Origin of the sequence: Nocardia sp. NPDC059228, assembly GCF_042754245.1 — a bacterium.
Lineage (GTDB): Bacteria > Actinomycetota > Actinomycetes > Mycobacteriales > Mycobacteriaceae > Nocardia.
In genome coordinates this window covers 797,328-823,456 of the sequence record NZ_JBHZAL010000001.1, presented here as the reverse complement: position 1 = coordinate 823,456, position 26,129 = coordinate 797,328, and the positions used below count along the sequence as shown (strand labels likewise).

Annotated in this window: 25 protein-coding genes, 1 pseudogene and 1 riboswitch; of the genes and pseudogenes, 7 read left to right on the top strand and 19 right to left on the bottom strand. The window is 67.4% G+C overall.

Annotation, left to right across the window (positions count from 1 at the left end; all coding sequences use genetic code 11):
• The 4 genes from ACFXKA_RS03530 to ACFXKA_RS03515 form a co-directional block, all read right to left on the bottom strand.
• Entirely contained in the window at nucleotides 1-507 is a 507-nt protein-coding gene (locus ACFXKA_RS03530) for a ribonuclease domain-containing protein (protein ID WP_379425778.1), read from the bottom strand.
• A 247-nt stretch (nucleotides 508-754) separates the two neighbouring features.
• Complete coding sequence (locus tag ACFXKA_RS03525; protein WP_379425776.1) at nucleotides 755-1,591, bottom strand: helix-turn-helix domain-containing protein; 837 nt, start codon at nucleotides 1,589-1,591, stop codon at nucleotides 755-757.
• A complete protein-coding gene (locus tag ACFXKA_RS03520) occupies nucleotides 1,588-2,109 on the bottom strand; it encodes a DUF6879 family protein (protein ID WP_379425775.1) in 522 nt (173 codons plus the stop codon). Before ACFXKA_RS03520 ends, ACFXKA_RS03525 begins: the two co-directional genes overlap by 4 nt.
• Nucleotides 2,090-2,455, bottom strand: coding sequence for a hypothetical protein (locus ACFXKA_RS03515; RefSeq protein WP_379425773.1), 366 nt, complete (start codon nucleotides 2,453-2,455; stop codon nucleotides 2,090-2,092). Before ACFXKA_RS03515 ends, ACFXKA_RS03520 begins: the two co-directional genes overlap by 20 nt.
• A 188-nt stretch (nucleotides 2,456-2,643) precedes the next feature.
• Here ACFXKA_RS03515 and ACFXKA_RS03510 point away from each other — a divergent pair, with 188 nt between their 5' ends.
• Nucleotides 2,644-3,132, top strand: coding sequence for a hypothetical protein (locus tag ACFXKA_RS03510; RefSeq protein ID WP_379425771.1), 489 nt, complete (start codon nucleotides 2,644-2,646; stop codon nucleotides 3,130-3,132).
• A 203-nt stretch (nucleotides 3,133-3,335) separates the two neighbouring features.
• On the opposite strand, the gene ACFXKA_RS03505 is transcribed toward ACFXKA_RS03510, so the two are convergent.
• Nucleotides 3,336-4,142: an exodeoxyribonuclease III gene (locus tag ACFXKA_RS03505; protein WP_379425769.1), complete on the bottom strand. Its 807-nt coding sequence runs from the start codon at nucleotides 4,140-4,142 to the stop codon at nucleotides 3,336-3,338.
• Nucleotides 4,143-4,211: 69 nt separating this feature from the next.
• On the opposite strand from ACFXKA_RS03505, the gene ACFXKA_RS03500 reads away from it, so the two are divergent.
• Both ACFXKA_RS03500 and ACFXKA_RS03495 read left to right on the top strand, forming a co-directional pair.
• Nucleotides 4,212-5,066: an alpha/beta hydrolase gene (locus ACFXKA_RS03500; protein WP_354830218.1), complete on the top strand. Its 855-nt coding sequence runs from the start codon at nucleotides 4,212-4,214 to the stop codon at nucleotides 5,064-5,066.
• Nucleotides 5,067-5,315: 249 nt separating this feature from the next.
• A complete protein-coding gene (locus tag ACFXKA_RS03495) occupies nucleotides 5,316-6,134 on the top strand; it encodes an SAM-dependent methyltransferase (RefSeq protein ID WP_379425766.1) in 819 nt (272 codons plus the stop codon).
• A 53-nt stretch (nucleotides 6,135-6,187) separates the two neighbouring features.
• On the opposite strand, the gene ACFXKA_RS03490 is transcribed toward ACFXKA_RS03495, so the two are convergent.
• Nucleotides 6,188-6,544: an immunity 51 family protein gene (locus tag ACFXKA_RS03490; RefSeq protein WP_379425765.1), complete on the bottom strand. Its 357-nt coding sequence runs from the start codon at nucleotides 6,542-6,544 to the stop codon at nucleotides 6,188-6,190.
• A 335-nt stretch (nucleotides 6,545-6,879) separates the two neighbouring features.
• On the opposite strand from ACFXKA_RS03490, the gene ACFXKA_RS03485 reads away from it, so the two are divergent.
• Nucleotides 6,880-8,094: a family 1 glycosylhydrolase gene (locus ACFXKA_RS03485; protein WP_379425763.1), complete on the top strand. Its 1,215-nt coding sequence runs from the start codon at nucleotides 6,880-6,882 to the stop codon at nucleotides 8,092-8,094.
• Nucleotides 8,095-8,217: 123 nt separating this feature from the next.
• On the opposite strand, the pseudogene ACFXKA_RS03480 reads toward ACFXKA_RS03485, so the two are convergent.
• From ACFXKA_RS03480 to ACFXKA_RS03420, 13 genes and pseudogenes are all read right to left on the bottom strand, one after another.
• A pseudogene (locus ACFXKA_RS03480) lies at nucleotides 8,218-8,670 on the bottom strand (AMP-binding protein); the annotation flags it as partial.
• 32 nt (nucleotides 8,671-8,702) lie between these two features.
• Nucleotides 8,703-9,599 carry an alpha/beta fold hydrolase gene (locus ACFXKA_RS03475; RefSeq protein WP_379425761.1) on the bottom strand — a complete coding sequence of 299 codons (897 nt, stop codon included), beginning with the start codon at nucleotides 9,597-9,599 and terminating at the stop codon, nucleotides 8,703-8,705.
• A gap of 111 nt (nucleotides 9,600-9,710) precedes the next feature.
• Nucleotides 9,711-10,997 (bottom strand): acyl-CoA dehydrogenase family protein, encoded by a 1,287-nt coding sequence (locus tag ACFXKA_RS03470; protein WP_379425759.1) that lies wholly within the window; start codon nucleotides 10,995-10,997, stop codon nucleotides 9,711-9,713.
• 18 nt (nucleotides 10,998-11,015) lie between these two features.
• Nucleotides 11,016-11,894, bottom strand: a complete 879-nt coding sequence (locus ACFXKA_RS03465; RefSeq protein ID WP_354830229.1) for an SDR family oxidoreductase — start codon at nucleotides 11,892-11,894, stop codon at nucleotides 11,016-11,018.
• A 10-nt stretch (nucleotides 11,895-11,904) separates the two neighbouring features.
• Nucleotides 11,905-12,774 carry a MaoC/PaaZ C-terminal domain-containing protein gene (locus ACFXKA_RS03460; RefSeq protein ID WP_379425758.1) on the bottom strand — a complete coding sequence of 290 codons (870 nt, stop codon included), beginning with the start codon at nucleotides 12,772-12,774 and terminating at the stop codon, nucleotides 11,905-11,907.
• A 19-nt stretch (nucleotides 12,775-12,793) separates the two neighbouring features.
• The gene (locus ACFXKA_RS03455; RefSeq protein ID WP_379425756.1) at nucleotides 12,794-13,231 is read right to left on the bottom strand and encodes an SRPBCC family protein; all 438 of its coding nucleotides are present in this window, start codon (nucleotides 13,229-13,231) and stop codon (nucleotides 12,794-12,796) included.
• Between the two features lie 38 nt (nucleotides 13,232-13,269).
• Nucleotides 13,270-14,475 (bottom strand): lipid-transfer protein, encoded by a 1,206-nt coding sequence (locus ACFXKA_RS03450; RefSeq protein WP_379425755.1) that lies wholly within the window; start codon nucleotides 14,473-14,475, stop codon nucleotides 13,270-13,272.
• Nucleotides 14,476-14,683: 208 nt separating this feature from the next.
• A complete protein-coding gene (locus tag ACFXKA_RS03445; protein WP_354830235.1) occupies nucleotides 14,684-15,331 on the bottom strand; it encodes a TetR/AcrR family transcriptional regulator in 648 nt (215 codons plus the stop codon).
• A 304-nt stretch (nucleotides 15,332-15,635) separates the two neighbouring features.
• Nucleotides 15,636-16,070 carry a hypothetical protein gene (locus ACFXKA_RS03440; protein ID WP_379425754.1) on the bottom strand — a complete coding sequence of 145 codons (435 nt, stop codon included), beginning with the start codon at nucleotides 16,068-16,070 and terminating at the stop codon, nucleotides 15,636-15,638.
• 110 nt (nucleotides 16,071-16,180) lie between these two features.
• A complete protein-coding gene (locus ACFXKA_RS03435) occupies nucleotides 16,181-17,338 on the bottom strand; it encodes an MFS transporter (RefSeq protein ID WP_354831581.1) in 1,158 nt (385 codons plus the stop codon).
• 343 nt (nucleotides 17,339-17,681) lie between these two features.
• Nucleotides 17,682-19,079: an FAD-binding oxidoreductase gene (locus tag ACFXKA_RS03430; protein WP_379425752.1), complete on the bottom strand. Its 1,398-nt coding sequence runs from the start codon at nucleotides 19,077-19,079 to the stop codon at nucleotides 17,682-17,684.
• A 393-nt stretch (nucleotides 19,080-19,472) separates the two neighbouring features.
• Nucleotides 19,473-20,690 (bottom strand): NADP-dependent isocitrate dehydrogenase, encoded by a 1,218-nt coding sequence (locus ACFXKA_RS03425; protein WP_354830238.1) that lies wholly within the window; start codon nucleotides 20,688-20,690, stop codon nucleotides 19,473-19,475.
• A 353-nt stretch (nucleotides 20,691-21,043) separates the two neighbouring features.
• A complete protein-coding gene (locus ACFXKA_RS03420) occupies nucleotides 21,044-22,537 on the bottom strand; it encodes an MFS transporter (RefSeq protein ID WP_354830240.1) in 1,494 nt (497 codons plus the stop codon).
• Between the two features lie 138 nt (nucleotides 22,538-22,675).
• Between ACFXKA_RS03420 and ACFXKA_RS03415 the strand changes: the two genes are divergently transcribed.
• The 3 genes from ACFXKA_RS03415 to ACFXKA_RS03405 all read left to right on the top strand — a co-directional run bounded on the left by ACFXKA_RS03415 (nucleotide 22,676) and on the right by ACFXKA_RS03405 (nucleotide 26,116).
• Entirely contained in the window at nucleotides 22,676-23,386 is a 711-nt protein-coding gene (locus ACFXKA_RS03415; RefSeq protein ID WP_354830241.1) for a TetR family transcriptional regulator, read from the top strand.
• 12 nt (nucleotides 23,387-23,398) lie between these two features.
• A riboswitch (SAM riboswitch) is annotated at nucleotides 23,399-23,510 on the top strand.
• A gap of 96 nt (nucleotides 23,511-23,606) precedes the next feature.
• Complete coding sequence (locus ACFXKA_RS03410) at nucleotides 23,607-24,956, top strand: bifunctional o-acetylhomoserine/o-acetylserine sulfhydrylase (RefSeq protein ID WP_379425751.1); 1,350 nt, start codon at nucleotides 23,607-23,609, stop codon at nucleotides 24,954-24,956.
• Nucleotides 24,957-24,997: 41 nt separating this feature from the next.
• Complete coding sequence (locus ACFXKA_RS03405) at nucleotides 24,998-26,116, top strand: homoserine O-acetyltransferase (protein ID WP_379425889.1); 1,119 nt, start codon at nucleotides 24,998-25,000, stop codon at nucleotides 26,114-26,116.
• Nucleotides 26,117-26,129 lie beyond the last annotated feature (13 nt).

The window sequence follows — 26,129 nt, the reverse complement described above, 5'->3', positions numbered from 1 at the left end:
TCAGCGCATCCTCGTGAAGGTTTTGTAGTGGTCCCCCGTGTAATAGGCCGAACCGTCGCTGCCGGTGATGATGCGCTCGGCATCGCGGGTCTGGCCGGACTGCTTGGGATTCACATCCCATTCCTGATAACTGATCGCCTTGCCGGAGGCGTCCTTGCGGGGCAGGCTACCGTCCCGGTTGTTCCAGGTGTCGCCGCCGTGGGTGCCGGGCGCATTGGCGGAGCCAGGCCAGCGCCCGGCGTCGATCTCGACCAGGGTCTTGTACGCCTGGTCGGGCACGCCGGCCACCTTGGAAGGCGGGGCCGCTTGATCGGCCACGCCGGGAGCCGGCGTGACACCACCCGGCTTTGCGGTCGTCTTGACCACCGATGTGACAACGGATTTGGCGCTGCCCGTGTTGTTCGGATGGTCGGTATTGATCCGGTTGGCGACGATAGCGGCGATCAGCGCGAGCACGGCCACCCCCAGCGTCAGCCAGGCGCTGTGCTTCTTGGACAGCTTCTTCACCGGATCGACTCGGTTCCGCAAACCAGAGAATCCCTGTTGACCAGGCAAGAAGCCGTACTGCAGACCCGTTTGAGTGCCTTACTGGTTGCTCGGCTATCCGTCATGACTGACGAATCTACGTCACCACCCGCCAGTCGGAGCACCGCCGGAACCGTGTGTGATGAAGAGCGGACAGCGGCCGTGGCGAATCACCGACCTGGATGTTTCCGCCTATAGCTGCCACGCACCCAGAGGTTCGCGGCACCCCTCAGCGGGAGCGCGTTTCCAGCGCTCGGCGGATCAGCCGCCGGGCTGGCTCACCGGTCACCGACTGGTTGGCCAACACGTCGAATGCCCTGCCGTACTGGGCTATCTCTCTCGGCTGAGTGACTGTGAGTTCGGCCGTCACGGTTTCGACCATGACCCTGGAGTTGTCGAACAGCGCGAAGTTCGTCATCGACACCCGGTACGGCTCCTCAGCCGGAACGATGCCGAGAACAACTCTGGGCATACCCACTACGGCCAGCAGCCGATCCAATTGCCCGATCATGGTCTGATCGCTGCCGACCGTGGTTCGCAGAGCTTGCTCGGCTATGACGAAGTGGAACCGATGGTCCCTTCGATACAGAATCTGCTGCCGTTCAAGGCGTTTCGATACCCCTTCGTCAATATCGTTCGGAATCTGCTGAAAGTCGATCACGCTTCGTAAGACGCCCTCGGCATACTCCGCCGTCTGTAGTAGGCCAGGGATCAAGAACGGGTGGTATATCCGCATAACCTCGGTCTCGGCTTCGAGCTTGATCGAGGCTTGCTGCCTCCGCTTCGTGCCGGTCCCGAGCACACGCCTCCATTCAAGCCATGCGGCTTCGATATTCCGCAGGGTGGCTATCAGGTCTGGTACCTGGCTCTCAGCGCCCGTATGGGCACACCAGGCGCGGATGTCGGCATCTGTGGGTCTGGTCCTGCCGTACTCGATCTTCGGGACCTTGGTCTGATGCCAGCCTGCGCGCCGGGCAAGCTCACTGCCCGAGATACCCGCATCCAAGCGAAGCTCCCGGAGCCTGGCCCCGAGAGCTTCCTTGGCCTGATCAAGCGAATCCGTCACGGTTCGCCATATTGCGACAACGGAACGGCCAGAGACCACACCCGTTCCTTGACGGATCGGATGTACTCGACAATCCGCGGATCGGTGGTGACGGCACCACCGATCCAACGCCCGTTATCTCCGGGCTCGAACACCGTGAACGCCACCACCGAGTCATCGAAGATCCACCAATCGTCGGTAGTCAGCTCATCAGAATCGATCAGGTGCCGGGGTAGATAACGCACATCTTCGCCGGCCTCCACATTGAGACGGGCTACGTGCTTCGCGTATCGGGTGTAGTCATTGTGCGGGACGGTAACTACCCGCGCTCGGTTGACTGCTACGCCCCGGTCGGTACTCTCGCGCACCTGGTTCAGCCACGGCTGAAACCACCCGTAGTCCTCAGGTTCCCCCGCGAGGAAACGAACCAGAGGCGGGTAGTCCGCCGGGTAGTAGTCGTCCCTGACCTCGAGATGGAACGCTTCGCGCTTTGCCTCCCGGAACAGGTTGTTGAATGCTTCACCCTGCACTAGCAGCATTGCCGTAGAACGTCCTTCCGATCTTGGGCACCTCGATGGCTGTCTCGTTCGGGTAGATGTCCATCTGTTCCAGCGATTCATCATCGGTCACCGGCGTGCCGGAGAGAGCGAAAGTCCCTCTGCCCGTATCGATCATGGCCGCACCGATGTATGTATCCGGCTGGATGAAGCCGAGAAGCCTGTGAGGGATTTCGACAGTTCCCAGGGTGTCCGTCTTCCACCCCTGGACGACGTAGGTGTCCCGTTCCGTGTAGTACATGCTCGGGCAGCCTCCGCCTTCCGAGTCGCCCTTGCCGAGGAAATGCAATCGCATGATCGGTCCCCAATCGGTTCTATGCGCGCTCATGCCCGCATTCCTTCGATGATCCTCGGTCGCAGGGGGTTTCGAGCTCGAATGCAGCAATTAGAGCATGCTCGAGCATAGGTGTGGCCTCAGCATCGACTCAGTTCGTAGCGTCGATACCAGGCGTCCAGGGCCGGTGAGAGAGGCCCTGTCCTGGGTGCCTCACCAACCAGGCGACGACAGGGGCGGAGATGCCGGAAGACGGATTGCCTGAATCGCTAACCGAAGCAATCGAGATGGCACGTGCCACGACTGAGCCGGACAAGGCAGTGATCTACATCTTCCGGCCGTTGCTGACGACCAAGGCCGATCTGGACTGGGCGGAGTTCTACTGCCGTCAACGTGCACACAAACTAGGGCTCCGGGTGTCCTGGGTACTGGTGGTCGACACCTCGGACGCTGACCGAATGGGGATGCTGTATCGGCTCCTGCGCCGGATCGACTGTGCGGTAGTGATAACTCCGAACCTGGCGCATGTCGGCGGAAACCCAAGGCGTGTAACAGCTTTCGCCGACCTTCAGACCGTGAAACCTGCCGCGTGCCATCACTGGCGAACCAAGGTGCCACGCTGCGAGTTGGATGAAGCGCTGGCGCTGGACAGCACCGGGGAGAGCGCTGGTCCTCTGGAGTCCGAAGGCCCTTCCGATGCTCGGGAGCCGCGAGAGGAGGTGAGGCGATAACCGATTGAACGCGCTTCCCGAGAAGGCACGGCCCCCGATTGCCACCGTGCCGACGTCTTCACCTCGGGAACCCCCAGCCGGCGGAGAGGGCTGGGGGTCTGGTGCGGAGGGGTATCCGGTCAGGGGCCTTTACTCGGAGCGGTAACCAGCTTCCGGGTACTCCAGCAGCTCCAGACGACTGGAAAGCACCCGATGAGGCTTCTTCATCGGTACTGCACCGTCACCGGGGCGTGGTCGGACCAGCGTTCGGCGTAGGTCGCGGCCTTCTCGACCACGGCCTGCTTGGCGCGGGCGGCGATCTCGCCGCGTGCCAGCTGGTAGTCGATGCGCCAGCCGGCGTCGTTGTCGAAGGCGCGGCCGCGGTAGGAGTGCCAGCTGTAGGGGCCGGGGACGCCGGGGTGCAGTTCTCGGACCACGTCGACGTAGCCGGCGGCCAGCATGGACGACACCCAGGCGCGTTCCTGCGGCAGGAAGCCCGCGTTCTTGACGTTGCCCTTCCAGTTCTTGATGTCGAGCTCGGTGTGCGCGACATTCCAGTCGCCCATGATCACGAACTCGCCCGGGTGGGCCAGCATGCGCGCGCCGATGGCGTCCAGGAAGCGGTACTTCTCGTCCTGTAGCGGGGTGTCCGCCTCGCCGGTGTGGACGTAGACGCTGGCGATGGTGAGATCCTCGAAGTCGGCCTCGACATAGCGGCCGAGCGTGGCGAATTCCTCGACGGGAGACCAGCTTCCGTCCTGGATCAGGCCGACGCCGAAGCGCACCGCGTCGGGCTGGTGCCGGGACAGGATGGCCACGCCCGCCCGGCCCTTCAGGCCCGGTTCGGCATGGCTGAGGAGCCATCCGGCGGCCAGCGCGGGCGCTAGCGCGCTACGCGTTTGCTCATCGGTCGCCCGCGTTTCCTGCAGGCAGACGATATCGGCCTCGGTCGCGGCCAGCCATTCGAGCAATCCCTTGCCCGCCGCGGCACGCACCCCGTTCACGTTGCACGTACTGATGATTTTCGCCACTTCACGACCGTACAATGCGGCTTACCGACTCTCTTCACGGACATCGAGGTCCAGGAAGGGGTGACGACGATGACGTCAGGCACCACCCGGCCCACCGCCCCGCCCGCGCCCATCCGCGCGCTCCACACCGGCTCCGGTGAACCACTGCTCCTGCTGCACGGATTCATGCTGTCCCCGCATTGCTGGGAGCAGGTGGCACAGCGCATGTCGAGCCATTGCGAAGTGTTCGCTCCGGCCTTCACCGGGCACTGGGGCGGCCCCGAGCTCGAGGGCTGGTACCTCGATGTCAGCGCCCTTGCCGACCGGGTCGAGGACCAGCTCGACGAAATGGGCTGGCGCACCTGCCATATCGCGGGCAATTCGCTCGGCGGCTGGGTCGGCTTCGAGCTGGCTCGCCGCGGCCGGGCCCGCACCCTCACCGCTATCGCGCCCGCGGGCGGCTGGCAAACCCCCTCCGCGTTGCAGCTTCGGGTCGGGCTGAAGTTCCTGTCGATGGTGCCGTTCGTGGAGATCGGCAAGCATCTGCCGGCCGCCGTCGCCTACAGCGGGCTCGTCCGGCAGGCGGTGGCGCTGCTGCTCACCAAGAACACCGAGGCGGCCTCGCGCGCGGGCATCGAGGCGGCCATCACCTCGGCCATGCACTGCAAGGCCATGCTGCCGATGCTGGTGAGCGGCCTGCGATTCCCGGCCCTCGAGCACCTGGCCACGCTGCGCACCCCGGTGCGGCTGCTCATGTGCGAGAACGACCGGATCATCCCGAATCGCCTGTACGCCCGCCGTTTCCTGGAGGAACTGCCGGAGTCGGCGGACCGCATCCTGGTACACGATGTCGGCCACGTCCCCATGCTCGAGGCGCCCGACCGCATCGCGACCCTGATCGCCGAGCACGTCTACGCCAGCCGCACCCGCTTGCGGGCCGTCTGACGGGCCCCGAATCATCTACGCTCTCAGGCACGCCCAGTGTTACCTGGAACGGCGCACCGGAACTCGTTCGGTTACATAGGATTACGGCGGATCCACGTCGCCAGGTTCGCGGCCCGTCTCGTTCTGGACTGAGCGGAGCGGAGGAGCGAAGCGGGGGAGCGCAGGGAGGGAGCAACGAGACCTCCAGGGCCGCGAACCCGCCCGGAGCGAAGCGGAGGGCAATTCGATACTGACAGGGGTGTGTGGAGAATGACGGAACAACCGCAAGTAGACCAGTCCAAGCCCAGTATTGCCCGGGTGTACGACTATCTCCTGGGCGGCAAGGACAATTACGCGCCCGACCGGGAGGTCGGGGATTTCTTCATCAAGGATCTGCCGGGTTCGGTGGATATCGCGTACGCGAACCGGAATTGCCTCGTGCGCGCCATCGGCGAGATCTCGCGCGCCGGGATCAAACAGTTCGTCGACATCGGCAGCGGCCTGCCCACCGCCGACAATGTGCACCAGGTGGCGCAGCGGCACCAGTCCGAGCCGCATGTGGTCTATGTGGACAACGACCCCATCGTGCTGGCACACGGCCGCGCGATTCTGGAGACGGACGAATTCACCACCGTCATCCAGGCCGACCTGCGCGATTCCGAGGCGATCCGCCACCATCCGGAGGTGGAGCGGCTCATCGACTTCTCGCAGCCGGTGGCCGTGATCTTCAGCGCCATCCTGCACCACCTCAACAATGACGAGAAGCCCGAGCAGGTGGTCCGCTACTGGGCCGACCAGATCCCTTCCGGCAGCATGCTCTACATCTCCCACTTCCGGTCCGGCTTCAACGAGGAGACCCGGGTCGCCGAGCAGAAGCTGCAGACCACCTTCGGCCGCGGCCGCTGGCGCACCGACGAGGAGATCCTGGGCCTGTTCGGCGATCTCGAAATCCTGGAGCCGGGCCTGGTGCCCTGTTCCCTCTGGCGCCCCGAACCCACCGCCGAGGGCGTGGCCCGCATCGGCAGCGACCACCACGACCTCAGCGTCTGGGAACAGCTGATCTCCGCCGCGCTCTCCCGCAAGCCCTGAGCCGCGAAACCCCTTGCGCCGCCCGCTGATCGCGGCACGCGATCAGCGGGTGTTCAGTCGAACCACTCCGGATCGCCCGCGGCGATGAGCTCGCGGAGAACGGCCGGATCCGCGAGCGCGTCCCGCAGCAACGCCCCGAGCGCCCGCAGCGCCGGCGCGTCCTGGCCGTACGCGACGAACATGCCCGCCTCGGGGTCGAAGCTCACCCGCTCCCCCACCCCGGCCCCCTGGGTCGCCACCGCCGACCGCGCCACCCCGGCCCAGCCGTAACCGTTTCCTTCGTAACCGAATTCGGCGAAGACGGGTTCGGTGGCGAGCATGTGGTTGTCGGACAGCATCAGGCAGTAGTGCCCGGGCTTGTGGTCGTATTCGAAGAACACCAGTGGAGCGAAACTCTCACGATCGGTCACGCCCCGAACCCTAGCCACGACCCCCGACAAACCGATATTGAGTGAAACACTCTCATGTTGGACGTATGACCAGTAGAGTCTGGACGGCCACCCGGCCGCGCGGCAACAGGCCGCGTCCGAAGCACTTGGGAGATTTCGCTGAGATGAGAACTGCGCGGGTTCTGTGTTCCGTCCTGTCAGCACTGGCCATCGTGTCCAGCGGGTCTGCCGTGGCCGGGGCGGCGCCCGCCGACAGCGGCTCGGGGTCCGGGAGTTCCAGCGGGTCGGGTTCTGGGTCGGCGTCGGGCAGTGCCAGCGGGTCCGGGACCGGGAGCGCCGGTGGTGCGCCGACCAGCGTGCCGTCACTCGGCCCCGACTTCATGTGGGGCGTGGCCATGGCCGGATTCCAGTCCGAAGGCCATGCGCCGGACAGCAACTGGAGCCGGTACGCGAATTCCGGCAAGGCGCACGACCCCTACGGCAATTCGGTCGACTTCTACGACCGGTACGCCGAGGACATCGATCTGGCGGCCGGGATGGGCCTGAAGGTGTACCGGCTCAGCATCGAATGGGCGCGGGTGCAGCCGCAGCCGAATGCCTGGGACGAGAACGGCTTCCGCTTCTACGACCAGGTCATCCAGAAGATCCGTGCGGCGGGGATGCGGCCGATGCTGACCCTCGACCACTGGGTGATCCCCGGGTGGGAGGCGGATCGCGGGGGCTGGAAGAACCAGGGAATGGTGTCGGATTGGCTCACCAATATGCGCAAGGTGGTCGACCGCTACGCGCCCGACGACCCGATGTGGGTGACCATCAACGAGCCCATGGGCTATGTCGCGCAATCGATCAAGATCGGTGACATCGGCGTGCTCGACGCGCTGCCGATGTTCGACCGGCTGGTGCAGGCGCACACCGCGATCTACGACTATATCCACTCCCGCCAGCCCGGCGCGCGGGTGACCAGCAATATCGCGCAGTACCCGATCGTGCAGAACCTGACGGACATGCTGTTCGCCGACCGCATCCGCGGCAAGCTCGACTTCATCGGCGTCGACTTCTATTACGGCGCCTCCCTGACCCACTTGCCGAGCACCGCGCTGCTGGGTGACGAACTGTGGAAGAACGCCATCGAGCCCGAGGGCATCTACTACGACCTGCGCACCTACACCGAGAAGTTCCCGGGCCTGCCGATCTACGTGGTGGAGAACGGACTTCCCACCGACAACGCCGCCCCGCGCAGCGACGGCTACGACCGCGCCGACCACCTGCGCGACACCGTCTACTGGCTGCAACGCGCCAAGGCCGACGGCATCGACGTGATCGGCTACAACTACTGGAGCCTCACCGACAACTACGAATGGGGCAGCTACTCACCGCGATTCGGCCTCTACACCGTCGACGCGAAAACCGACCCGACCCTCACCCGCCGCCCCACCGACGCCGTGGCCGCCTTCAAATCCATCACCGCCCAGGGCGGCGTCCCCGCCGACTACCGCCCCACCCGCAAGCCCGCCCTCTGCTCGATCATCCTGCCCCTGGAGAGCTGCCTGCGCCCCGTCTCCGTCCCGTAGTCACGAGACAGCCTGCTACGTAGGCATTTTCACGGACATCTCACCGCAAACCCTAGTCGTAGAGCGCGTCGATCTCGGCGGCGTATTTCTCGGCGATGGGTTTGCGGCGGAGGGACATTTTCGGGCCGTGGCGGTCAGCGCGCCGAGGGTGAGCGTGCCCTCGAATTCACCGTCGACACAGACGATGTGCGCGATCTGTCCGCCGCGATCGGCGGCGCGCACCGTCGCCAGGAATCGGGACTCGGTGACCACCACGTGGTTTCCCGCATTGCCGAACAGCTGCCCGATCTGCTCCGTGGTGAAGGTGTTGTAGATCGAGAACGGTGTCGCCCTGGCATGCAGGACCGCGGTGTCGACGAGATGGAACTCCACCCGGTTGGTGAGCATGATCGCCACGGTGTCACCCGCGCGCACCCCGAGCCCGGCCAGGCCGGTCGCCAATTCCCGCACCCGCCCGGCGTAATCGGCCCAGGTGAGTTCCGGGCCGCCGGACGCCGCCCGCAGCGCCACCCGGTCCGGGTAGCGGGCCGCGGTGCGCTGGAAGGCCTCGCACAGTGTGGTCGGGTCACCGGTCACGGTGCACTCCAATCGAGTCGTGGTTGGCGCGGTCACCCCGCGCGCTGGGAGCCGTCCGGGCGCGCGGCATGGTCCAGGACCAGGCGGGCGACCTCGGCCGGATAGTCGAGTTGCGGGCAGTGTCCCGCCTGCGGGAGCACCACCAGCTCGCTGCCCGGGAGCAGGGTGTGCAGGTCCCGGCCGGCGGCGACCGGGATGACCCGGTCCTTCGCGCCGTGCACGATCAGCACGGGACAGGTGACGGCCGGATCACCGTGCCCGCAGGGGTTTTCGCGGGCGTACCGGACGGCGTCCCGCGCCCGGGCCGCCACGCCCCGCATATCGGGCACCGAACGCACCGCCGTCGCCAGGAACTCCGGGTCGGCCGCGATCCCGGGACCGTAGATGTACATCTGGACCAGCCGCCGCACCGCCCAGCGCACCATTGCGGCGGGAATCGGCAGCGCGCCGACGAGACCGAACAGGCGGATGTAGTCGCTGCGGCGGATCACCCGGGCCATCCAGTGCCGCGCCAGCAGCGGTTCGTCGAGCAGCACGATCCCGGCCACCCGCCCGTCCCGATCCCGGTCCGCCGCCCGTAGCGATGTGGCCGCGCCCAGTGAATTCCCCACCAGCACCACGGGTCCGTGCGCGTCGACCAGGGCGTCGGCGAACTCGTCGAACTGCGGGCTCATCGGACCGGGCCGCCGGTCCTGCGCCAGGCCGAAGCCGGGCAGATCCACGGCCAGCGCGCGTCGGCCTGCCGCGCCCAGCCGGGTCAGGACCCCGCGCCAGGTGTCCGCGCTGTCGGCGTAGCCGTGCAGCAGCACGATCGGAATTCCGGTGCCCGCCACCGCCAGTTCCCGGGTATGCACCCCGGCGTACGAGACGTGTCGTTCTTCGATCTCGACGCCGGTCGCTGCCGGATCGTCGGGTGACAGCGCTGTCACAACTACTCCTGTCATCGTGCCGGCCGCGCCGGTGGCCGATCGGTCCGCTCGCGGCGCGCGCGTCCGGGGCCGCCGCCGGCGACTGGTGGCGGTCCCGGACTTTCCGCGCGCCTAGTAGGCGAGCAGTCCCTTGGCGACGTGGGTCACCTGGATCTCGTTGCTGCCCGCGTAGATCATCAGCGACTTGGCGTCGCGGGCCAGCTGTTCGACGTGGTACTCGGACATATAGCCGTTGCCGCCGAAGAGCTGGACGGCGTCCATGGCGACCTCGGTGGCGATCTCCGAGCAGTACAGCTTCATGGCCGAGGCCTCGGCCAGCGTCGGCGGTTTGCCGGCGCGGGAGCGTTCCAGGGCGTGGAAGACCATGTTCTGCACATTGATCCGGGCGATCTCCATTCTGGCCAGTTTGAGCTGGACCAGCTGGAAACGGCCGATCTCCTGCCCCCACAGCTTGCGCGTCTTGGCGTAATCCACACAGAGCCGGTGGCATTCGTTGACGATGCCCAGCGCCATGAAGGCCACGCCGATGCGCTCGGCGGTGAAACTCGAACGGGCGCTCTCCCGTCCGTCGCCGCCCTCGTGCTGCTCGGTCTCGCCGAGCAGCCGGTCCCGGCTCAATCGCACATTGTCGAAGAACAATTCGCCGGTGGGCGAGGCGTGCAGGCCCATCTTCTTGAACGGCTTGCCCTGGGTGAAGCCCTCCATGCCCTTGTCGAGCACGAAGGTCAGCACCTTGCGGTCGCGCTTGGCCGCGATCGTCTTGGACTCGGGGGTGCCGTCGCCCTCGTCCAGCTTGGCGTAGACGATGACGGTGTCGGCGTAGGGACCGTTGGTGATGAAGGTCTTCTGCCCGTTGAGAATGTAGTCGTCACCATCGCGGCGGACGTAGGTCTTCATCCCGCCGAAGGCGTCCGACCCGGAGTCGGGCTCCGTGATCGCCCAGGCCGCCACCTTTTTCATGGTCACGATGTCGGCGAGCCAGCGTTCCTTCTGGGTGAGGGTGCCGCGCGAGAGGATGGTCGTCGCACCGAGCCCGATGCTCACGCCCATGGCGGTGACCAACCCCATGCACACCCCGGACAGCTCGCTGACGAGCACCGCCATCAGCGATTCCTGGCCGGAGAAGGGCCCGCCGTCACCGCCGGTCTTCGCCTTCTTCTCCGGCAGCGGCTCCCCGGCTGCGAGCGCCTCCTCCCGCTTGCGTTGCTTGGCAAGCAGTTTGGCGACCGTCTCCGAGCCCAGCGCGTCGATGCCGAACTCGGCGAACAGCTTCCGGATGATCGGATACGGCAGCATCTCGCCGCTGTCGAGGGCGTCGAGGTGCGGGCGCACCTCCTTGTCGATGAAGCTCCGCACCGCGCCGCGGATCAGCTCATCGGTCTCGGACCATTCGAACATCGTTGTCCGCCTTCCTGATTACGGCAGTCGCCCGGCGATATCGTCGATGGACCAGGGTCCCTCGGTCTCGATGGTCTTCACGTCGTGCCAGCCCGCCAGTTCGGAGATCGCGCCGCCCTGCACCGCGAACACCTTGCCGGTGATCGGGCACTTCTCGGTGGCAAGATACGCCACCAGCGGCGAGATATTGGCCGGACTGAAGGCATCGAACTCGCCTTCTTCCAGACCGGCCTGCTGCGCGGCCATCATCTCGCCCATGCCCGGCGTGGCCAGGGTGAGCCGGGTGCGCGCGATGGGCGCGATGGCGTTCACGCGCACGCCGTAGCGGGCCAGCTCATCGGCCGCCACCAGGGTGAGCGCGGCGATACCGGCCTTGGCCGCACCGTAATTCGCCTGCCCCGCATTGGGGACCGTGGTGCCCGACGCGGACGCGGTGTTGATCACCGCCGCGACGGGCTGATTGCCCGCCTTGGACTGCTCCTTCCAGTACCCGGCCGCGTGCCGCAGCACCGCCGCGTGCCCCTTGAGGTGCACGGCCAGCACCGCGTCCCACTGCGACTCGTCCATGCCCGCCACGAAAGCGTCGCGCAGGATGCCCGCGTTGTTCACCACGACATCCAGCCGCCCGAACTCCGACACCGCCTGCTCCACCAGGTTTTTCGCGCCCTGCCAGTCGGCCACGCTGTCGGTGTTGGCGATCGCCCGCCCCCCTGCGGCGAGGATCTCGGCCACGACCTCGTGTGCCGGGCCGGTGTCCGCGCCCTCACCGGCATTGCTGCCGCCGAGGTCGTTCACCACGACCGCCGCGCCCTCGCGCGCGAACAGCAGCGCGTGTTCCCGGCCGATCCCCCGGCCGGCTCCGGTGATGATGGCGACCCGTCCGTCGAGTGCACCCATGAATGTCTCCCTACGAGTTGTCGGAAATTTCGGCCAGGCCGTCGCTGAGGACGGTGTCGTCGCCGCGGACCGTGCGGAAGGCGTAGGTGGTGACCCCGTCGGCCGAACCGACCTTCCAGATCTGGGTCTCCAGGTCGTCGTCCGGGAAGACCATCTTGGCGAAGCGCACCGCATACCGTTGCAGCCGAGCCACATCCGAGCCCGCGACCTGGGTCAGCACCCCCCACGACGACATGGCCATGGTGCAGAGCCCGTGCGCGATGATGCCGGGCAGACCGGCGTCCCGGGCGACCTGATCGTCCAGATGCAGCGGCACCGGATCACCGGAGGCCGGCGCATACCGGTACGTCTGATCGGCGTCGACGTGCGCGGTCACCGTGGCCAGCGGCGCTCGCTCCAGCAGTGCCGGATCGAAGCGATGCGCCGGAGCCTGCTCGCCCGCCTGCTTACCCGCGTCGACATTGCGGAAGAACGCGGTCAGATACTGCTCGTTGACCAGTTCCCCGGCCTCGGACCGGCATTCGATGAGGATGGTGATGGTCGAGCCGTTGTCCTTGCCCTCGAACCCGATGGCCTTGGCCCGCGACACCAGCTTGTCGCCGGGACGGATGGGCCGGTGGAAGTGGAAGTCCTGCTCCCCGTGCACCACCCGCCCGAAGATGTTCATCGGGGCCACCTCGATGACCGGCATCATCATGGCCTCGAAGACCGGCACGATGGCGAAGACCGGCGGGGCCGCAACGCCTTTCAGGTGCGCGAAAATGGGATCGTTGGTGGCCGCGGCATATTCGGCGATCCGCTCGCGCGTGACCTCGAACGCCTCCTCGTCGGACCAGGAACCCAGCCCCGACTCGTCGAATTCAACAGCGGTGGAAACCATCTCGTGCGCCCGCTCGCCGTCAGGCCGCCGTGGCGAGCGCATCGAGCGCGGCGAGAGTCTTGTCCAGCTGCGTGAGGCCGTCCTTCTCCACCGCCTTGCCCAGCGCCCCCTTGATCAGCGCGCCCTCGAAGTCGCCGGACACCGAGAAGCGGCTGCCCGCGCCCTCGGGGGTGATGTCGAAGGCGAACTGCACCTTCACCCCGGCCATGCCGGTGCCGCTGAGCACCAGCCTGTTCGGGGTCTCGACGCTCTCGACCACCCACTCGATCTTGTTGGCCATGCCGAGCATCATGATCTTGGCGGTCAGCTTGGCACCCGGCGCCAGCACGGCCGGCGGCTCCTCCATCCAGCGCTCGTGGATGGAGAACCATTTGTCCCAGGTCTGCGGGTCGGAGACCACGGCCCACAGGCCGTCGGGGGTGGCGGTCAGGTCCTTGGAAGCTTCGATGTGTCCCACGGGATTACCTCTTCGTAGTCGGGGATGGAGGGTGCGGATCAGCGGTCGGCGCGCTGGTAGGCGGTGACGACGGCCGCGCCGCCGAGCCCGATGTTGTGCTGCAGGGCGGCGGTGACGTTGCCGACCTGCCGCTTGCCGGCGGCGCCGCGGAGCTGCCAGGTGAGCTCGCTGCACTGCGCCAAACCCGTTGCGCCCAAAGGGTGTCCCTTGGAGATGAGCCCGCCGGAGGGGTTCACCACCCACTTGCCGCCGTAGGTGGTCGCGCCGGAGTCGATGAGGTGCCCCGCCTCGCCCTCCTTCGCCAGGCCGAGCGCCTCGTACAGCAGCAGCTCGTTGGCGGAGAAGCAGTCGTGCAACTCGATGACCTGGAAGTCCTCGGGGCCGAGCCCGGCCTGCGCGTACACCTTGTCCGCCGCCCGGACATTCATGTCGTAGCCGATGAGGTTCTTGGCGCTGCCGTCGAAGGTGGACTGGAAGTCGGTGGTCATGGCCTGGCCGACGATCTCGACCGCCTGCCGCGACAGGTCGTGGCGGTCGACGAATTCCTCCGAGGCCAGGACGACCGCGCCGGACCCGTCGGAGGTCGGCGAGCACTGCAGCTTGGTGAGCGGGTCGTAGATCATGCGCGAGCCCAGGATGTCGTCGAGTGTGTACTCGTCCTGGAACTGTGAATACGGGTTGTTCACAGAGTGCTTGTGGTTCTTGTACCCGATCTTGGCGAAGTGCTCGGCGGTGGTGCCGTACTTCTTCATGTGCTCGCGCCCGGCCGCGCCGAACATCCACGGGGCCACCGGGAACAGCACCTCGGAGATCTCCGCGAGCGCCATGATGTGACGCGCCATGGGCTGTTCGCGATCGTCCCAGGTGGAGCCGAGCGAGCCCGGCTGCATCTTCTCGAAGCCCAGCGCCAGCGTGCAGTCGGCCAGCCCGCCCCGGATCGCCTGTGCCGCAAGGTAGAGCGCGGTCGAGCCGGTGGAGCAGTTGTTGTTGACATTGACCACCGGAATGCCGGTCAGACCCAGTTCGTAGACGGCGCGCTGGCCGGAGGTGGATTCACCGTAGACGTAGCCGACGTAGGCCTGCTCGATCTCGCGGTAGTCGATTCCGGCATCGGCGAGGGCCTTGGTCCCCGACTCCCGGGCCATGTCCGGGTAGTCCCAGTCACTGCCGTCCTCGTTCTTGCGCCGCCCCGGCTTCTCGAACTTCGTCATGCCGACGCCGACGACGTAGACCTTGTTCGTCATCGAACTCCTCACATAGGGGAACGAAAACAAACATACAAAGCTGTATGTAAGTAGGCAAGAGGGGGACGCGATTCTCAGCATCGAGCACAAGATCGGCAGCTCCGGCGGGTACGCCCGGACATACCGCCGATGCGGTGACCCCACCCGCGCAAACGGCGAAGGCCCCCGCCGCGCACCGCGACGAGGGCCTTCGGGCCGGATCGATCAGCTATTCGCCGGCGATCCGGAAGTCGGGCATCCGCGCCTCGGCCGCCAGGCGCAACTGCGCCGAGGCCCGCAGCCAGCGCCGGTGCGCCCGCTCGGGATCGGGAGAAATGAAGTTGGTCACCAGGATTCCGCGCAGCGTGTCCATCGCGGTGTAGGCGAAATCGCGAACGTTCTTGCGGTCCAGCTCATTCGGCACCAACTGCGCGACGGCCAGCAGCACCGCGTTGTTCACGAACGGCTCGACCTTCTCCATCTCGACCGCGAGCACCCGATCCGTGCGGCTGGCCACCCACAGTTCGATGGCCGCGATGAACAGCGGGCCCTGATGCAGCTCCCACATGGCCTCCAGGGTGGCGCCGATCGGATCGTCGCCGCTGCGGACCCGCCGGATCTCCTGCATGGCCGCCTCGGTGCGCCGCTGCGCCAGATGACTGATCGCCGCGACCACCAGCTCGCTCTTGGAACCGAAATGATGCACCTGCGCGCCCCGGGTCACGCCCGCGCGCTCGGCCACCCGCGGCGTCGTCGTCCCGGCGTAGCCGTATTCGACGAGGCAGTCGATGGTGGCGTCCAGCAGTCGCGTCCGGGTCTCGCTGCTGCGCTGTTCCTGGGTGCGGCGCGGGGGTTTCGAGACGGCGGAGCTGGTCATGGTGGGATCTTACACTTACATACAATCGTGTATGTTCGCGCCGGGGTTGCGGGCCGGAGTCCGGCCCGCACCGGGACAGCGGGCGAGACTATGTCTCGGAGTTGTACAAACAGGCGCTGCAGAACCAGCCGGAGTCGGTCATGACGCCGGTCGAGAGCGCTCGTATTCGGCCGATAACTCGACGAGATCAACCCCGTTCGCTGTGAATTCCGCTCAATGAAGGCTGTGAGTCTTTCACCCTGAATGTGAGGTTTACATCGGTGTGCCGCAGACGTTTCCACGGCCCACGGGTGCTATCTCGATCTCACCGTTCGCCCCGGCGCAGAATTTCGCGGGCGTCGGTCGCTGCGAGCGCCCCGGCCACGAGAAGCGGCTGAAAGAGCAGCCGCACCGCGCGTTTGGTGTCGGTGTCGAGACCGAAGGCGTCAGCGCGATTGACCAGTTGTGCGATGTTGCCGGGAAAGATCGCGACAAAGAAGGCGGCGGTCGTAGCGCCGACGACGGCCCGTGCAGGCTGCTTCCAGGTTCCGAGCAAGGCCCCGCCGAGTCCGATCTCGACGACACCGGACGTGACGACGACGAAGTCGGGATCCAGTCGCAGCCAGTGCGGGACCTGCGCCCGGAACTCCTTGCGCTGGAAGGTCAGGTGACCCGTTCCAGCCGCGAGGAGCGTGGCTCCCAGAGCCGCTTGACCGGCGGCCCGCAGCACCTTCTTCAATCCCGCGGATTTCGGTGACATAAGACAAGTCTCCTGCCTGAGCCCCCGGCCGCCGATACCGCTCGGGGTGATGGATGTGAACGCGGACCAGATACATCGTGGGCGATGTTATTTCTGGCCGGCGCACCGCGTCAATGCGGCAGCGCACTGCCGCGCCGCGCCGCAACCACGGTCAGCGCGAACAGCAGCGTGCCGAGGACCGCGAGACCGGCGCCAACGGCGGTGGGCGCGGTGTACCCCAGCCCCGCCGCGATCACCAGGCCGCCCAGCCACGCACCTGCCGCGTTCGCGATATTCAGTGCCGCGTGGTTGAGGGCGGCGGCGAGGGTCTGGGCGTCATGGGCCACGTCCATCAAACGGGTCTGCAGGGCGGGGGCCAGGGCCGCGCCGGACGCACCGACCAGGAAGGCGCCGACGGCCGCGGTATAGGGATTGTGCGCTGCCACAACGTATCCGGCGAGGATCACCACCATGGCCAGCAGGGAGACGAGGATCGCGCGATCCACGCCGCGGTCGGCGAGGACGCCGCCGGCGATATTGCCCGCGACCATGCCCAGGCCGAAGAGCATGAGAACCAACGGAACCAGGCCGACGCGGAGGCCGGCCACATCGGTGAGAGTGGTGGTGATGTAGGTGTAGACCGCGAACATGCCGCCGAAGCCGACGGCGCCGACCAGCAGGGTGAGCAGCACCTGGGGGCGGCGCAGGGCCGTCAGTTCGGTGCGGGGGTCGGTCATGCGAATGCCGTGCAGATCCGGCACGAAGCGGGAGATGGCGGCGACGGTCGCGATGCCGATCACGGCGACCACCACGAAAGCGTTCCGCCAGCCGAGGTTCTGGCCCAGCCAGGTGGCCGCAGGAACGCCGACGACATTGGCGGCGCTGAGGCCCAGCATAACTGCGGCAACCGCCTTGGCTCGCTGCCCCACCGGCGCCAGCGAGGCCGCCGCCAGCGACGCCACACCGAAGTACGCGCCGTGCGGCAGGCCCGAGACGAACCGCGCCACGGTCAGCGTCGCGAAGCCGGGCGCGATCACGCTGGCCGCATTGCCCAGCGTGAATGCCGCCATCAATGCCATCAGCAGCCGTTTGCGCGGGACCCGCGCGCACAGCGCCGCGATCACCGGCGCACCGACGACCACACCGAGCGCGTAGGCCGAAACAATGTGTCCGGCAGCCGGTTCGGAGACCTTCATGGAGCCGGCGATATCGGGCAGCAAACCCATGGTGACGAATTCGGTGGTACCGATCCCGAACCCGCCCAGGGCCAGCGCCAGCATGGCGGGCACATGCCACCGCTCGCGTGGCCCCGCCTCGGTCGCGGAACCGACAGCCCCGGACGTGGAGCTGACAGCCTCGGGCGCGGAGCCGACGGCCTCGAGCACCGAGCCGGCGGCCTCGGGCGCGGAGCCGACGGGACGGTGCGCCCCGTCGGGGCTCAACTCGTCGGCGACGGATGCGGTGGTGGCTGCGGAGACGGATTCGGGCACAACCAAGCGCAACACAGTGGCGAACGGTCCCGGTACCCTCCGGTCCGGTGATTTCACTCACCGACCGGCCCGGATCATGGGCCGGCCCACGCCACGTGCCCGCCGGGACGCTGGTCCCGGCGGACGGCCCGCGCGCCCCCGGTCAGACCGTGACCGGTGCGGCGACCCGGCTGGGATCCGCCTCGCCGAGCGGCGGAATGACGGGAAAGTTGCTGCGGAACAAGCCATCCGGGTCGAACCGGTCCTTGATCTCCAGCAATCGCGCCAGCGTGACCGGATCGAAGACCGCGGCCGGGGTCTCGCCGGAATCCAAGTAGGTGAACGGTTTCCGGCCACTCAGGTACGGACGCAGCGCATCCACCACGGCGTCACTGCGCTCGACGACGGCCGCCTCGACGTCCGCGGTCGGCGCGGGGCCGAGCAGCGACAACAGGTACGGCTCGGCGATCCCGCCCGCACAGCCCGCGTCGGCGCGCGGCCGGGTCAGCGCACCACCCAGGTGCCGGACCTGGACCAGCGCGAGCGGCCCCACCCCGCCCTGCGGCGCGGCGGCCAGCAGCGCGTCGCTCACCCGTGCGGAGAACTCGGTGAGCAGCTCACCGCGCACCCGGGCAGGGCTGGGGTCGGTCGGCTCCATGCAGACGCCGCCGACCTGCGCGGCATCCAGCGGCCGCCGGGTGTCCAGCACCGCACCCGGAATCTCGTCGAACAACCGCAGCGGGCCGGTGACCGCGCCCAGCGCGACCACGTCCACGGCCACCATGGCCCGGCCGCGCAGCATCTCGGGAATCTCGGGGAACGGGGGGAATTGCAGGAGAGTCAGCCAAAGGCTCAGTCCCTCTTCGGCTTCCGCGGTGGCCCGCCGGAAGGCCGCGACGACCGCCTCGGTCCGCTCGGCCGGCCACAGTATGCGCCCGCCGAAAAGCTCGGTCGCGTCGAACAATTCGAATTCCATGCCGGTCACCAGCGCGAAATCGCCACCGCCGCCACGCAGTGCCCAGAACAGGTCGGGCTCGGCGTCCGCGGTCACGCGGCGCTGATCGCCGTCCGCGGTCACCACCTCCAGCGCTCGCACCGCGTGCGCGGCGTAGCCGCGGCTGCGCGCGAACCAGCCGACACCGCCGCCCAGCGTGTACCCGGTCACCCCGATCACCGCGGAACTTCCGCAGGCTCCGGCCAATCCGTGCGCGGCGGCCCGCTCCAGCACCGGCTGCCAGGCCACCCCCGCCTGCACCCGTGCCATCCGCGCCGCGGCGTCGATCTCGATCCCGTCCAGCGCCCGGGTGGTCACCAGCACGGTCCCGTCCGCCGCCGTGGAGGGGCTGTGCCCCGTCGCCCGCGTGCTCAGCGGCAGCTCGGCCGCCGCCGCGAACCGCACCAGCGCCGCGGCGTCCGCCGCGTCCGCGACCTCCACCACCGCCGAAACCCGCTGCCGCACCGCGAGATTCCACGGGGTGCTCGCCTGTTCGAAACCCTCGTCCCTGGGTACCAGGACCCGGCCCCGCACCACAGTGCGCAGCTCGCCACCGATCGCCGTCATCGCTCCTCCTTCGCCGCCGCGCGTACCGCGGCCGAACCCCGTCTGTCACAGGGGTATTGACCGTCCGGCCGGGTGCGTTAACCCGTTGACACGCGGCCATGCTTGCAAGGACCGTGTGAACGTTTCGTGATCACGGCCGGGAGAACCCCGAAAACAGTTCGGGCACCCGCCCACCCACCGGTTCCGGTGGGGGCAGGTGCCCGTGTGGCGCGGTGGATGGTCCTGGCCGGGACTGTGGTCCCGGCCGCCATCTTCACCGCTTCGCGCTGTTCACGTTGGTCGGCGCGTGGGAGCTTGCGCTCCTGGGTTTCAGGGGTGGCCCCTGAACAACCTCTTGCCCTTGGGGTTTCGGGGGCTTGCCCCTGAGAGTCCCGAGGGTTGGGAACTTCTTTTCTAGCGCAGCTCGCGAGCCAGGTTGGCGTCCAGCACGCCGAGGAACTCCTCGGTGGTCAGGTAGCCCTGGTCGCCGCCGACCAGCAGCGCGAGGTCCTTGGTCATCTGGCCGGACTCGACCGTCTTGATGACGACATCCTCGAGCGTCTGGGCGAAGCCGATCACCTCGGGGGTGTTGTCCAGCTTGCCGCGGTGGGCCAGGCCACGCGTCCACGCGAAGATCGAGGCGATCGGGTTGGTGGAGGTGGGCTTGCCCTGCTGGTGCTGACGGTAGTGCCGGGTCACGGTGCCGTGCGCCGCCTCGGCCTCACAGGTGCGGCCGTCCGGGGTGAGCAGCACGGAGGTCATCAGACCCAGCGAGCCGAAGCCCTGCGCCACGGTGTCGGACTGCACGTCGCCGTCGTAGTTCTTGCAGGCCCAGACGTAGCCGCCCTCCCACTTGAGCGCGGAGGCGACCATGTCGTCGATCAGGCGGTGCTCGTAGGTGAGACCGGCCGCGTCGAACTCGTCCTTGAACTCGGTCTCGTACACCTCCTGGAAGGTGTCCTTGAACATGCCGTCGTAGGCCTTGAGGATGGTGTTCTTGGTCGACATGTACACCGGGTAGTTCTGCTGCAGGCCGTAGTTCAGCGAGGCCCGCGCGAAGTCCCGGATCGAGTCCTTGAAGTTGTACATGCCCATGATCACGCCGCCGTCTTCCGGCATGCGGACGACCTCGTGCTGGATCGGCTCGGAGCCGTCCTCGGGCGTGAAGGTCAGGGTGACGGTGCCCGCCTGGTGCACCTTGAAATCGGTGGCGCGGTACTGGTCACCGAAGGCGTGGCGGCCGATGATGATCGGCTTGGTCCAGCCCGGAACCAGACGCGGCACATTGGAGATGATGATCGGCGCGCGGAAGATGGTGCCGCCGAGGATGTTGCGGATGGTGCCGTTCGGCGACCGCCACATCTTCTTCAGACCGAACTCCGTGACGCGGGCCTCATCGGGGGTGATCGTCGCGCACTTCACACCCACGCCGTGCTTCTTGATGGCGTTGGCGGCGTCGATGGTCACCTGATCATCGGTCTTGTCGCGATACTCGATGCCGAGGTCGTAATACTCGAGGTTCACATCGAGATACGGGTTGATCAGTTTGTCCTTGATGAACTGCCAGATGATCCGGGTCATCTCGTCGCCATCGAGTTCGACGACGGTCCCTTCAACCTTGATCTTGGACATGGATCTTCGTGTCCTCCTAGGAAGGTGGTGCTCCCATTGCACGGCCGGTGAGCACCGCTTGTAGCGGACCCCAGCTGTTCAACAGACAACGTATACGCATGGCGCTCGGCACGGGACCTGTGGTGCCAAGTCCACGTACGCTGTGGCGTCAAGCAAGACAAGCGTACTGCTGCTATCGATCTCACCGCTCGGGTGGCCCCCGCTGTGCGGGATTCAGTGCGGTTACCGATAAGTAGCTTTTCGCGTGACTTTACGCACTTTCCAGGATGCGAAAACCCGCGGCCCGCGGCAACCCCCAAACCCGCGGACCGCGGGATATATGTTGCCGCGACCCGCGGGTGAATAGCCGGTAGTCAGACTCCCACGTGCACGTGCTCGGAACCTTCGAGCAGATTCTCCGGCTTGTCCCGGACCATGAACGCGATGATCGGAATGGTCACCAGGAAGAATCCCGCGCCGATCAGGAACGCGATGTCGTAGGAATGAATCGCGGCCCGGGCCATCACGTGGTCGACGCCCGGATTGTTCTTCGCGAACCGCTCGGCCACCTGCACCGCGATCGTCGACAGCAGCGCGGTGCCGATCGCACCGCCCACCTGCTGCGCGGCATTGAGCAGCGCACTCGCGACACCGGAGTCACGCTCCTCGACCTGATGCAGCGCCGTGGTCTGCATGGCCACGAACAGCCCGCCCATGCCGAGCGCGATAAGAATCACTGCCGGCAGCACGCCCCCGGCGTAGCTGTCCCCGAAGCTCAGCCGCGACAGGTACAGCAGCCCGGCCATGCCCAGCACCGAACCGGTGATCATGAGCGGCCGCGGCCCGATCCGCGGCAGCAGCCCGCTCGCGACGCCCGCGGAGACGACGATGCCGATCGGGAAGGGCAGGAACGCCACCCCCGCCTTCAGCGCCGACCAGCCCAGCGTGATCTGGAAGTAGTAGCTCATGTTGATGAACATGGCGAACATGGCGATCGGCAGCAGCAGCGCCACCAGGAACGAGCCGCCCCGGTTGATCTCCCCCGGAATACGCAGCGGCAGTAGCGGATTCGACGATCGCCGCTCGATGGCGACGAAGGCGGCCAGCAACGCGACGCCCGCGATCAGCAGGGCCAGGGTGGTGCTCGCGGTCCAGCCGTCGGAGGCCGCGCGGCTGAAGCCGTAGACCACCGAGACCAGGCCGAGCGTGGCGGTCACCGCGCCGGGCAGGTCGTAGCCGCCGGTGCGCGGCGCGGGCACGTCCCGGACCACGAAGGCGAGCGCGCCCAGGAAGGCGATCAGCGCGATCGGGGTGTTGACCAGCAGGCACCAGCGCCAGTTGGCGTATTCGGTGAGCGCGCCGCCCACGATCAGGCCGATGGCCGCGCCACCCGCGGACACACCCGCGAAGACGCCGAACGCGCGAGCGCGCTCCTTGGCCTCGGTGAAGGTGACCGACACCAGTGACAGCGCGGCCGGCGCGAGCAGGGCGGCGAACGCGCCCTGCAGCCCGCGCCCGGCGAAGAGTTCCGCGCCGTTCTGCGCGAGCCCGGCCAGCGCCGACGCCCCGGCGAAGCCGACCAGGCCGATCAGGAACATGCGGCGGCGGCCCAGGTAGTCGGCGAGGCGGCCGCCGAGCAGCAGCAGGCCGCCGAAAATCAGCGTGTAGGCGGTGAGCACCCACTGTCGGTCGCCGTCGCTGATGCCCAGGTCACGCTGGGCGAACGGCATGGAGATGGTGACGATGGTGGCGTCCAGCACCACCATCAGCTGGGCCATGGCGAGTACGCCCAGGGCCCACCAGCGCGCGGCTCCGCGCCGGTCCGAGCTTTGTGATCGGTCTTCGAGTGTTGTGGTCGCGGCGGTCATGTCGTCTCCTCACGGACGGTCCGGGACACCCTCGACCATCTTGACCCCTGCGGCCAATTGGCGTCAAGAGAAATTTGTCGCACTGCGACAGTTGGCATAGTGGGACACTAGAAACGATCGAACCCTTACCATGGAGGTATGTCGGAGTTGTCAACTCACCTCGGTGTGATCGCACGTCACCGGCCGGGCCTGCGTGAGCGGAAGAAGGAACAGACCCGGGCGCGGATCATCGACGTCGCCCTGCGGCTGTGCGACGACCAGGGCTTCGACGCCACCACCGTGGAACAGATCGCCGACGAGGCCGACGTCTCGCCGCGCACCGTGAACCGGTATTTCGACAGCAAGGAAGACATCGTCATCGCGCCCATCGCCGACTGGGCGCGGGCACACGCGGACGCGCTGCGCGAGCAGCCGAGCACCGGCAACGAACTGAAAGCGCTGCTGGACAGCTTCCTGTCCATCGTGGACCGTGTCGTCGACCACGACGAACCGCTGCCCTTCCGCTGGTTCCAGCAGATGCAGCGCATCATCCGGTCCACCGCCGCGGTGCGGGCGTGCAGCATGGCTGCCACCGAGAACAAGACCGAGCAGACCGCGCAGGTGCTGGCCGACCGCCTCGGCACCACCGTCGCGGATCTGCGAGTTCGATTGCTGCTCGGCACCTTCCACGCCATCATGCGGGCCGGCACCGAATCGGACTTCGATTCCGGGTTCGCCGACGAGCGTCTGATCGAATCACCGCGCCGCATGGCGGAGGCCGTGGTCGGCGCCTATCACGAATTCGTGCGCACCTGCGCGGGGCCCGCTGTGGCCAGCCCCACTTCCGAAACAGCGGCGTCCGCCCGCTAGAATCGCGCAACAGGTCAAGAGCATCAGCGTTAAGGCCCCGGCTTGCTGATCGGCAACCCTCCAGCTGCGGCGGGGTGCTACGGGTGCAGACCGGGCGTTCGAAGGCCGAACGCAAGCGCAACTAGGAGGTCTACCGAAATGTGTTGTTGTCGAAGCCCATTCGCCTCTCGATAACGTCAAACTTCCGCCATTCGGCGACCTTGTTTTTGGAGCAGAACACATGAGTGACTCGACCGCGCCCGCGGCCGTCTCGGCTGACGGCGCCCTGGATCCGGCCGGCTGGTCCTTCGAGACCAAGCAGATTCACGCCGGACAGGCTCCCGATCCGGCCACCGGAGCCCGCGCCCTGCCCATCTACCAGACCACCTCCTACGCCTTCCGCGACACCGATCACGCCGCCGCGCTGTTCGGGCTCGCCGAGCCGGGCAATATCTACACCCGCATCATGAACCCCACCCAGGACGCGGTGGAGCAGCGCATCGCCGCGCTCGAGGGCGGTGTGGCCGCGCTGCTGCTGGCCTCCGGTCAGGCCGCGGAAACCTACGCGATCCTGAATCTGGCGCAGGCCGGCGACCACATCGTGGCCAGCCCGCACCTGTACGGCGGCACCTACAACCTGCTGCACTATTCGCTGCCCAAGCTGGGCATCGAGGTGAGCTTCGTCGAGGATCCGGACGATCTCGAGCAGTGGCGCGCGGCCGTGCGGCCCAACACCAAGGCGTTCTACGGGGAAACGGTCGCCAATCCGAGCAGCTCGGTGCTCGACATCCCGGGCATCGCCGAGGTCGCGCACGCGGCGGGCGTGCCGCTGATCGTGGACAACACCGTCGCCACGCCGTACCTGATCCAGCCGCTGCGGCTGGGCGCGGACATCGTCGTGCACTCGGCCACCAAGTACCTGGGCGGCCACGGCTCCGCGGTCGCGGGCGTGATCGTGGACGGCGGCAGCTTCGACTGGACCGTGCGGGACGCGGCGGGCGAGTCCCGCTTCCCGGGTTTCACCACCCCGGATCCCAGCTACCACGGCGCCGTGTTCGCCGATCTCGGCGCGCCGGCCTACGCGCTCAAGGCGCGGGTGCAGCTGCTGCGCGATCTGGGCGCGGCGGTGTCGCCGTTCAACGCCTTCCTCATCGCGCAGGGCATCGAGACGCTGAGCCTGCGCGTCGAGCGGCACGTGGCCAACGCCCAGGCGGTGGCCGAGTTCCTGGCCGGGCAGCCCGGCGTCGAGAAGGTCTACTACGCGGGGCTGCCCAGCTCCCCGTGGTTCGAGCGGGGCAAACAGCTGGCGCCCAAGGGCGTCGGCGCCATCGTCTCCTTCGAGCTGGCCGGCGGCGTGGACGCCGGCAAGAAGTTCGTGGAGGCGCTGGTGCTGCACAGCCATGTCGCTAACATCGGGGACGTCCGCTCGCTCGTCATCCACCCGGCCTCCACCACGCATTCCCAGCTGACGCCCGCCGAGCAGCTGGCTTCCGGCGTCACCCCTGGTCTGGTCCGGTTGGCCGTGGGTATCGAGGGGATCGGCGACATCCTGGCGGATCTGCGCGCCGGACTGACGGCGGCGGCAAGTTGACCGTGAATATCGAATCGAGCACGTCCCGGCACGCGGCGGAGCTGCTGCTGCCGCCGCCCGACGGGACGCTCGGCAGCATTGCCATCGGGGATATCGAGCTCGAGACCGGAGCCGTCATTCCCGATGTCACGCTGGCTGTGCAGCGGTGGGGCGAACTATCGGCGAACGCGGACAACGTGGTGCTCGTGGAGCACGCGCTGACCGGTGATTCGCACGTGGTGGGCCCCGCCGACGTGCACCACGGCCAGGCCGGCTGGTGGGACGGCATCGTGGGTCCCGGCGCGCCGGTGGACACCCGCGAGTGGTGCGTCATCGCCACCAATGTGCTCGGCGGCTGCAAGGGCAGCACCGGGCCGTCCTCGCTGGCCGCGGACGGAAAGCCCTGGGGCGCAAGGTTTCCCGAGATCTCCATCCGCGATCAGGTGACCGCCGAGATCACGCTGTTCGACCTGCTCGGCATCGACCGCCTGGCCGCCGTGGTGGGCGGCTCCATGGGCGGCATGCGGGTGCTGGAGTGGATGATCGCCCGTCCCGAGCGGGTCGGGGCGGCCCTGGTACTGGCGGTCGGCCCGCGCGGCACCGCCGACCAGATCGGCACCCAGACCACCCAGATCGCCGCCATCACGGCCGATCCGGACTGGCAGGGCGGCAACTACCACGGCACCGGGCGCGCCCCGATGACCGGCATGGGCATCGCCCGGCGCATCGCGCACCTGACCTACCGCACCGAGTTCGAGCTCGACCACCGCTTCGAGAACCATGCCCAGGGTGATGAGGACCCGTGGGCGGGTGGGCGTTACGCGGTGCAGAGCTATCTCGAGTACCAGGCCGACAAGCTGATCTCGCGGTTCGACCCGGCCACCTATGTGCTGCTCACCGAGGCCATGAATCGCCACGATGTGGGCCGTGGCCGCGGCGGTATCGCGGCGGCGCTGGCGTCCACGCCGGTGCCGTGCGTGGTCGGCGGGGTGGACTCGGATCGGCTGTTCCCGCTGCGGACCCTGCAGGAGCTGGCCGATCTGCTGCCGGGTTCCAAGGGGCTGGAGATCATCCGGTCCCGGGACGGCCACGACGGGTTCCTGACCGAGACCGAGGCGGTCGGCAAACTCATGCTCGAGACGATGGATCTGGCCCGCGCCCAGCGCGAGTCGGACCGCTGAAACAACGCTGCCC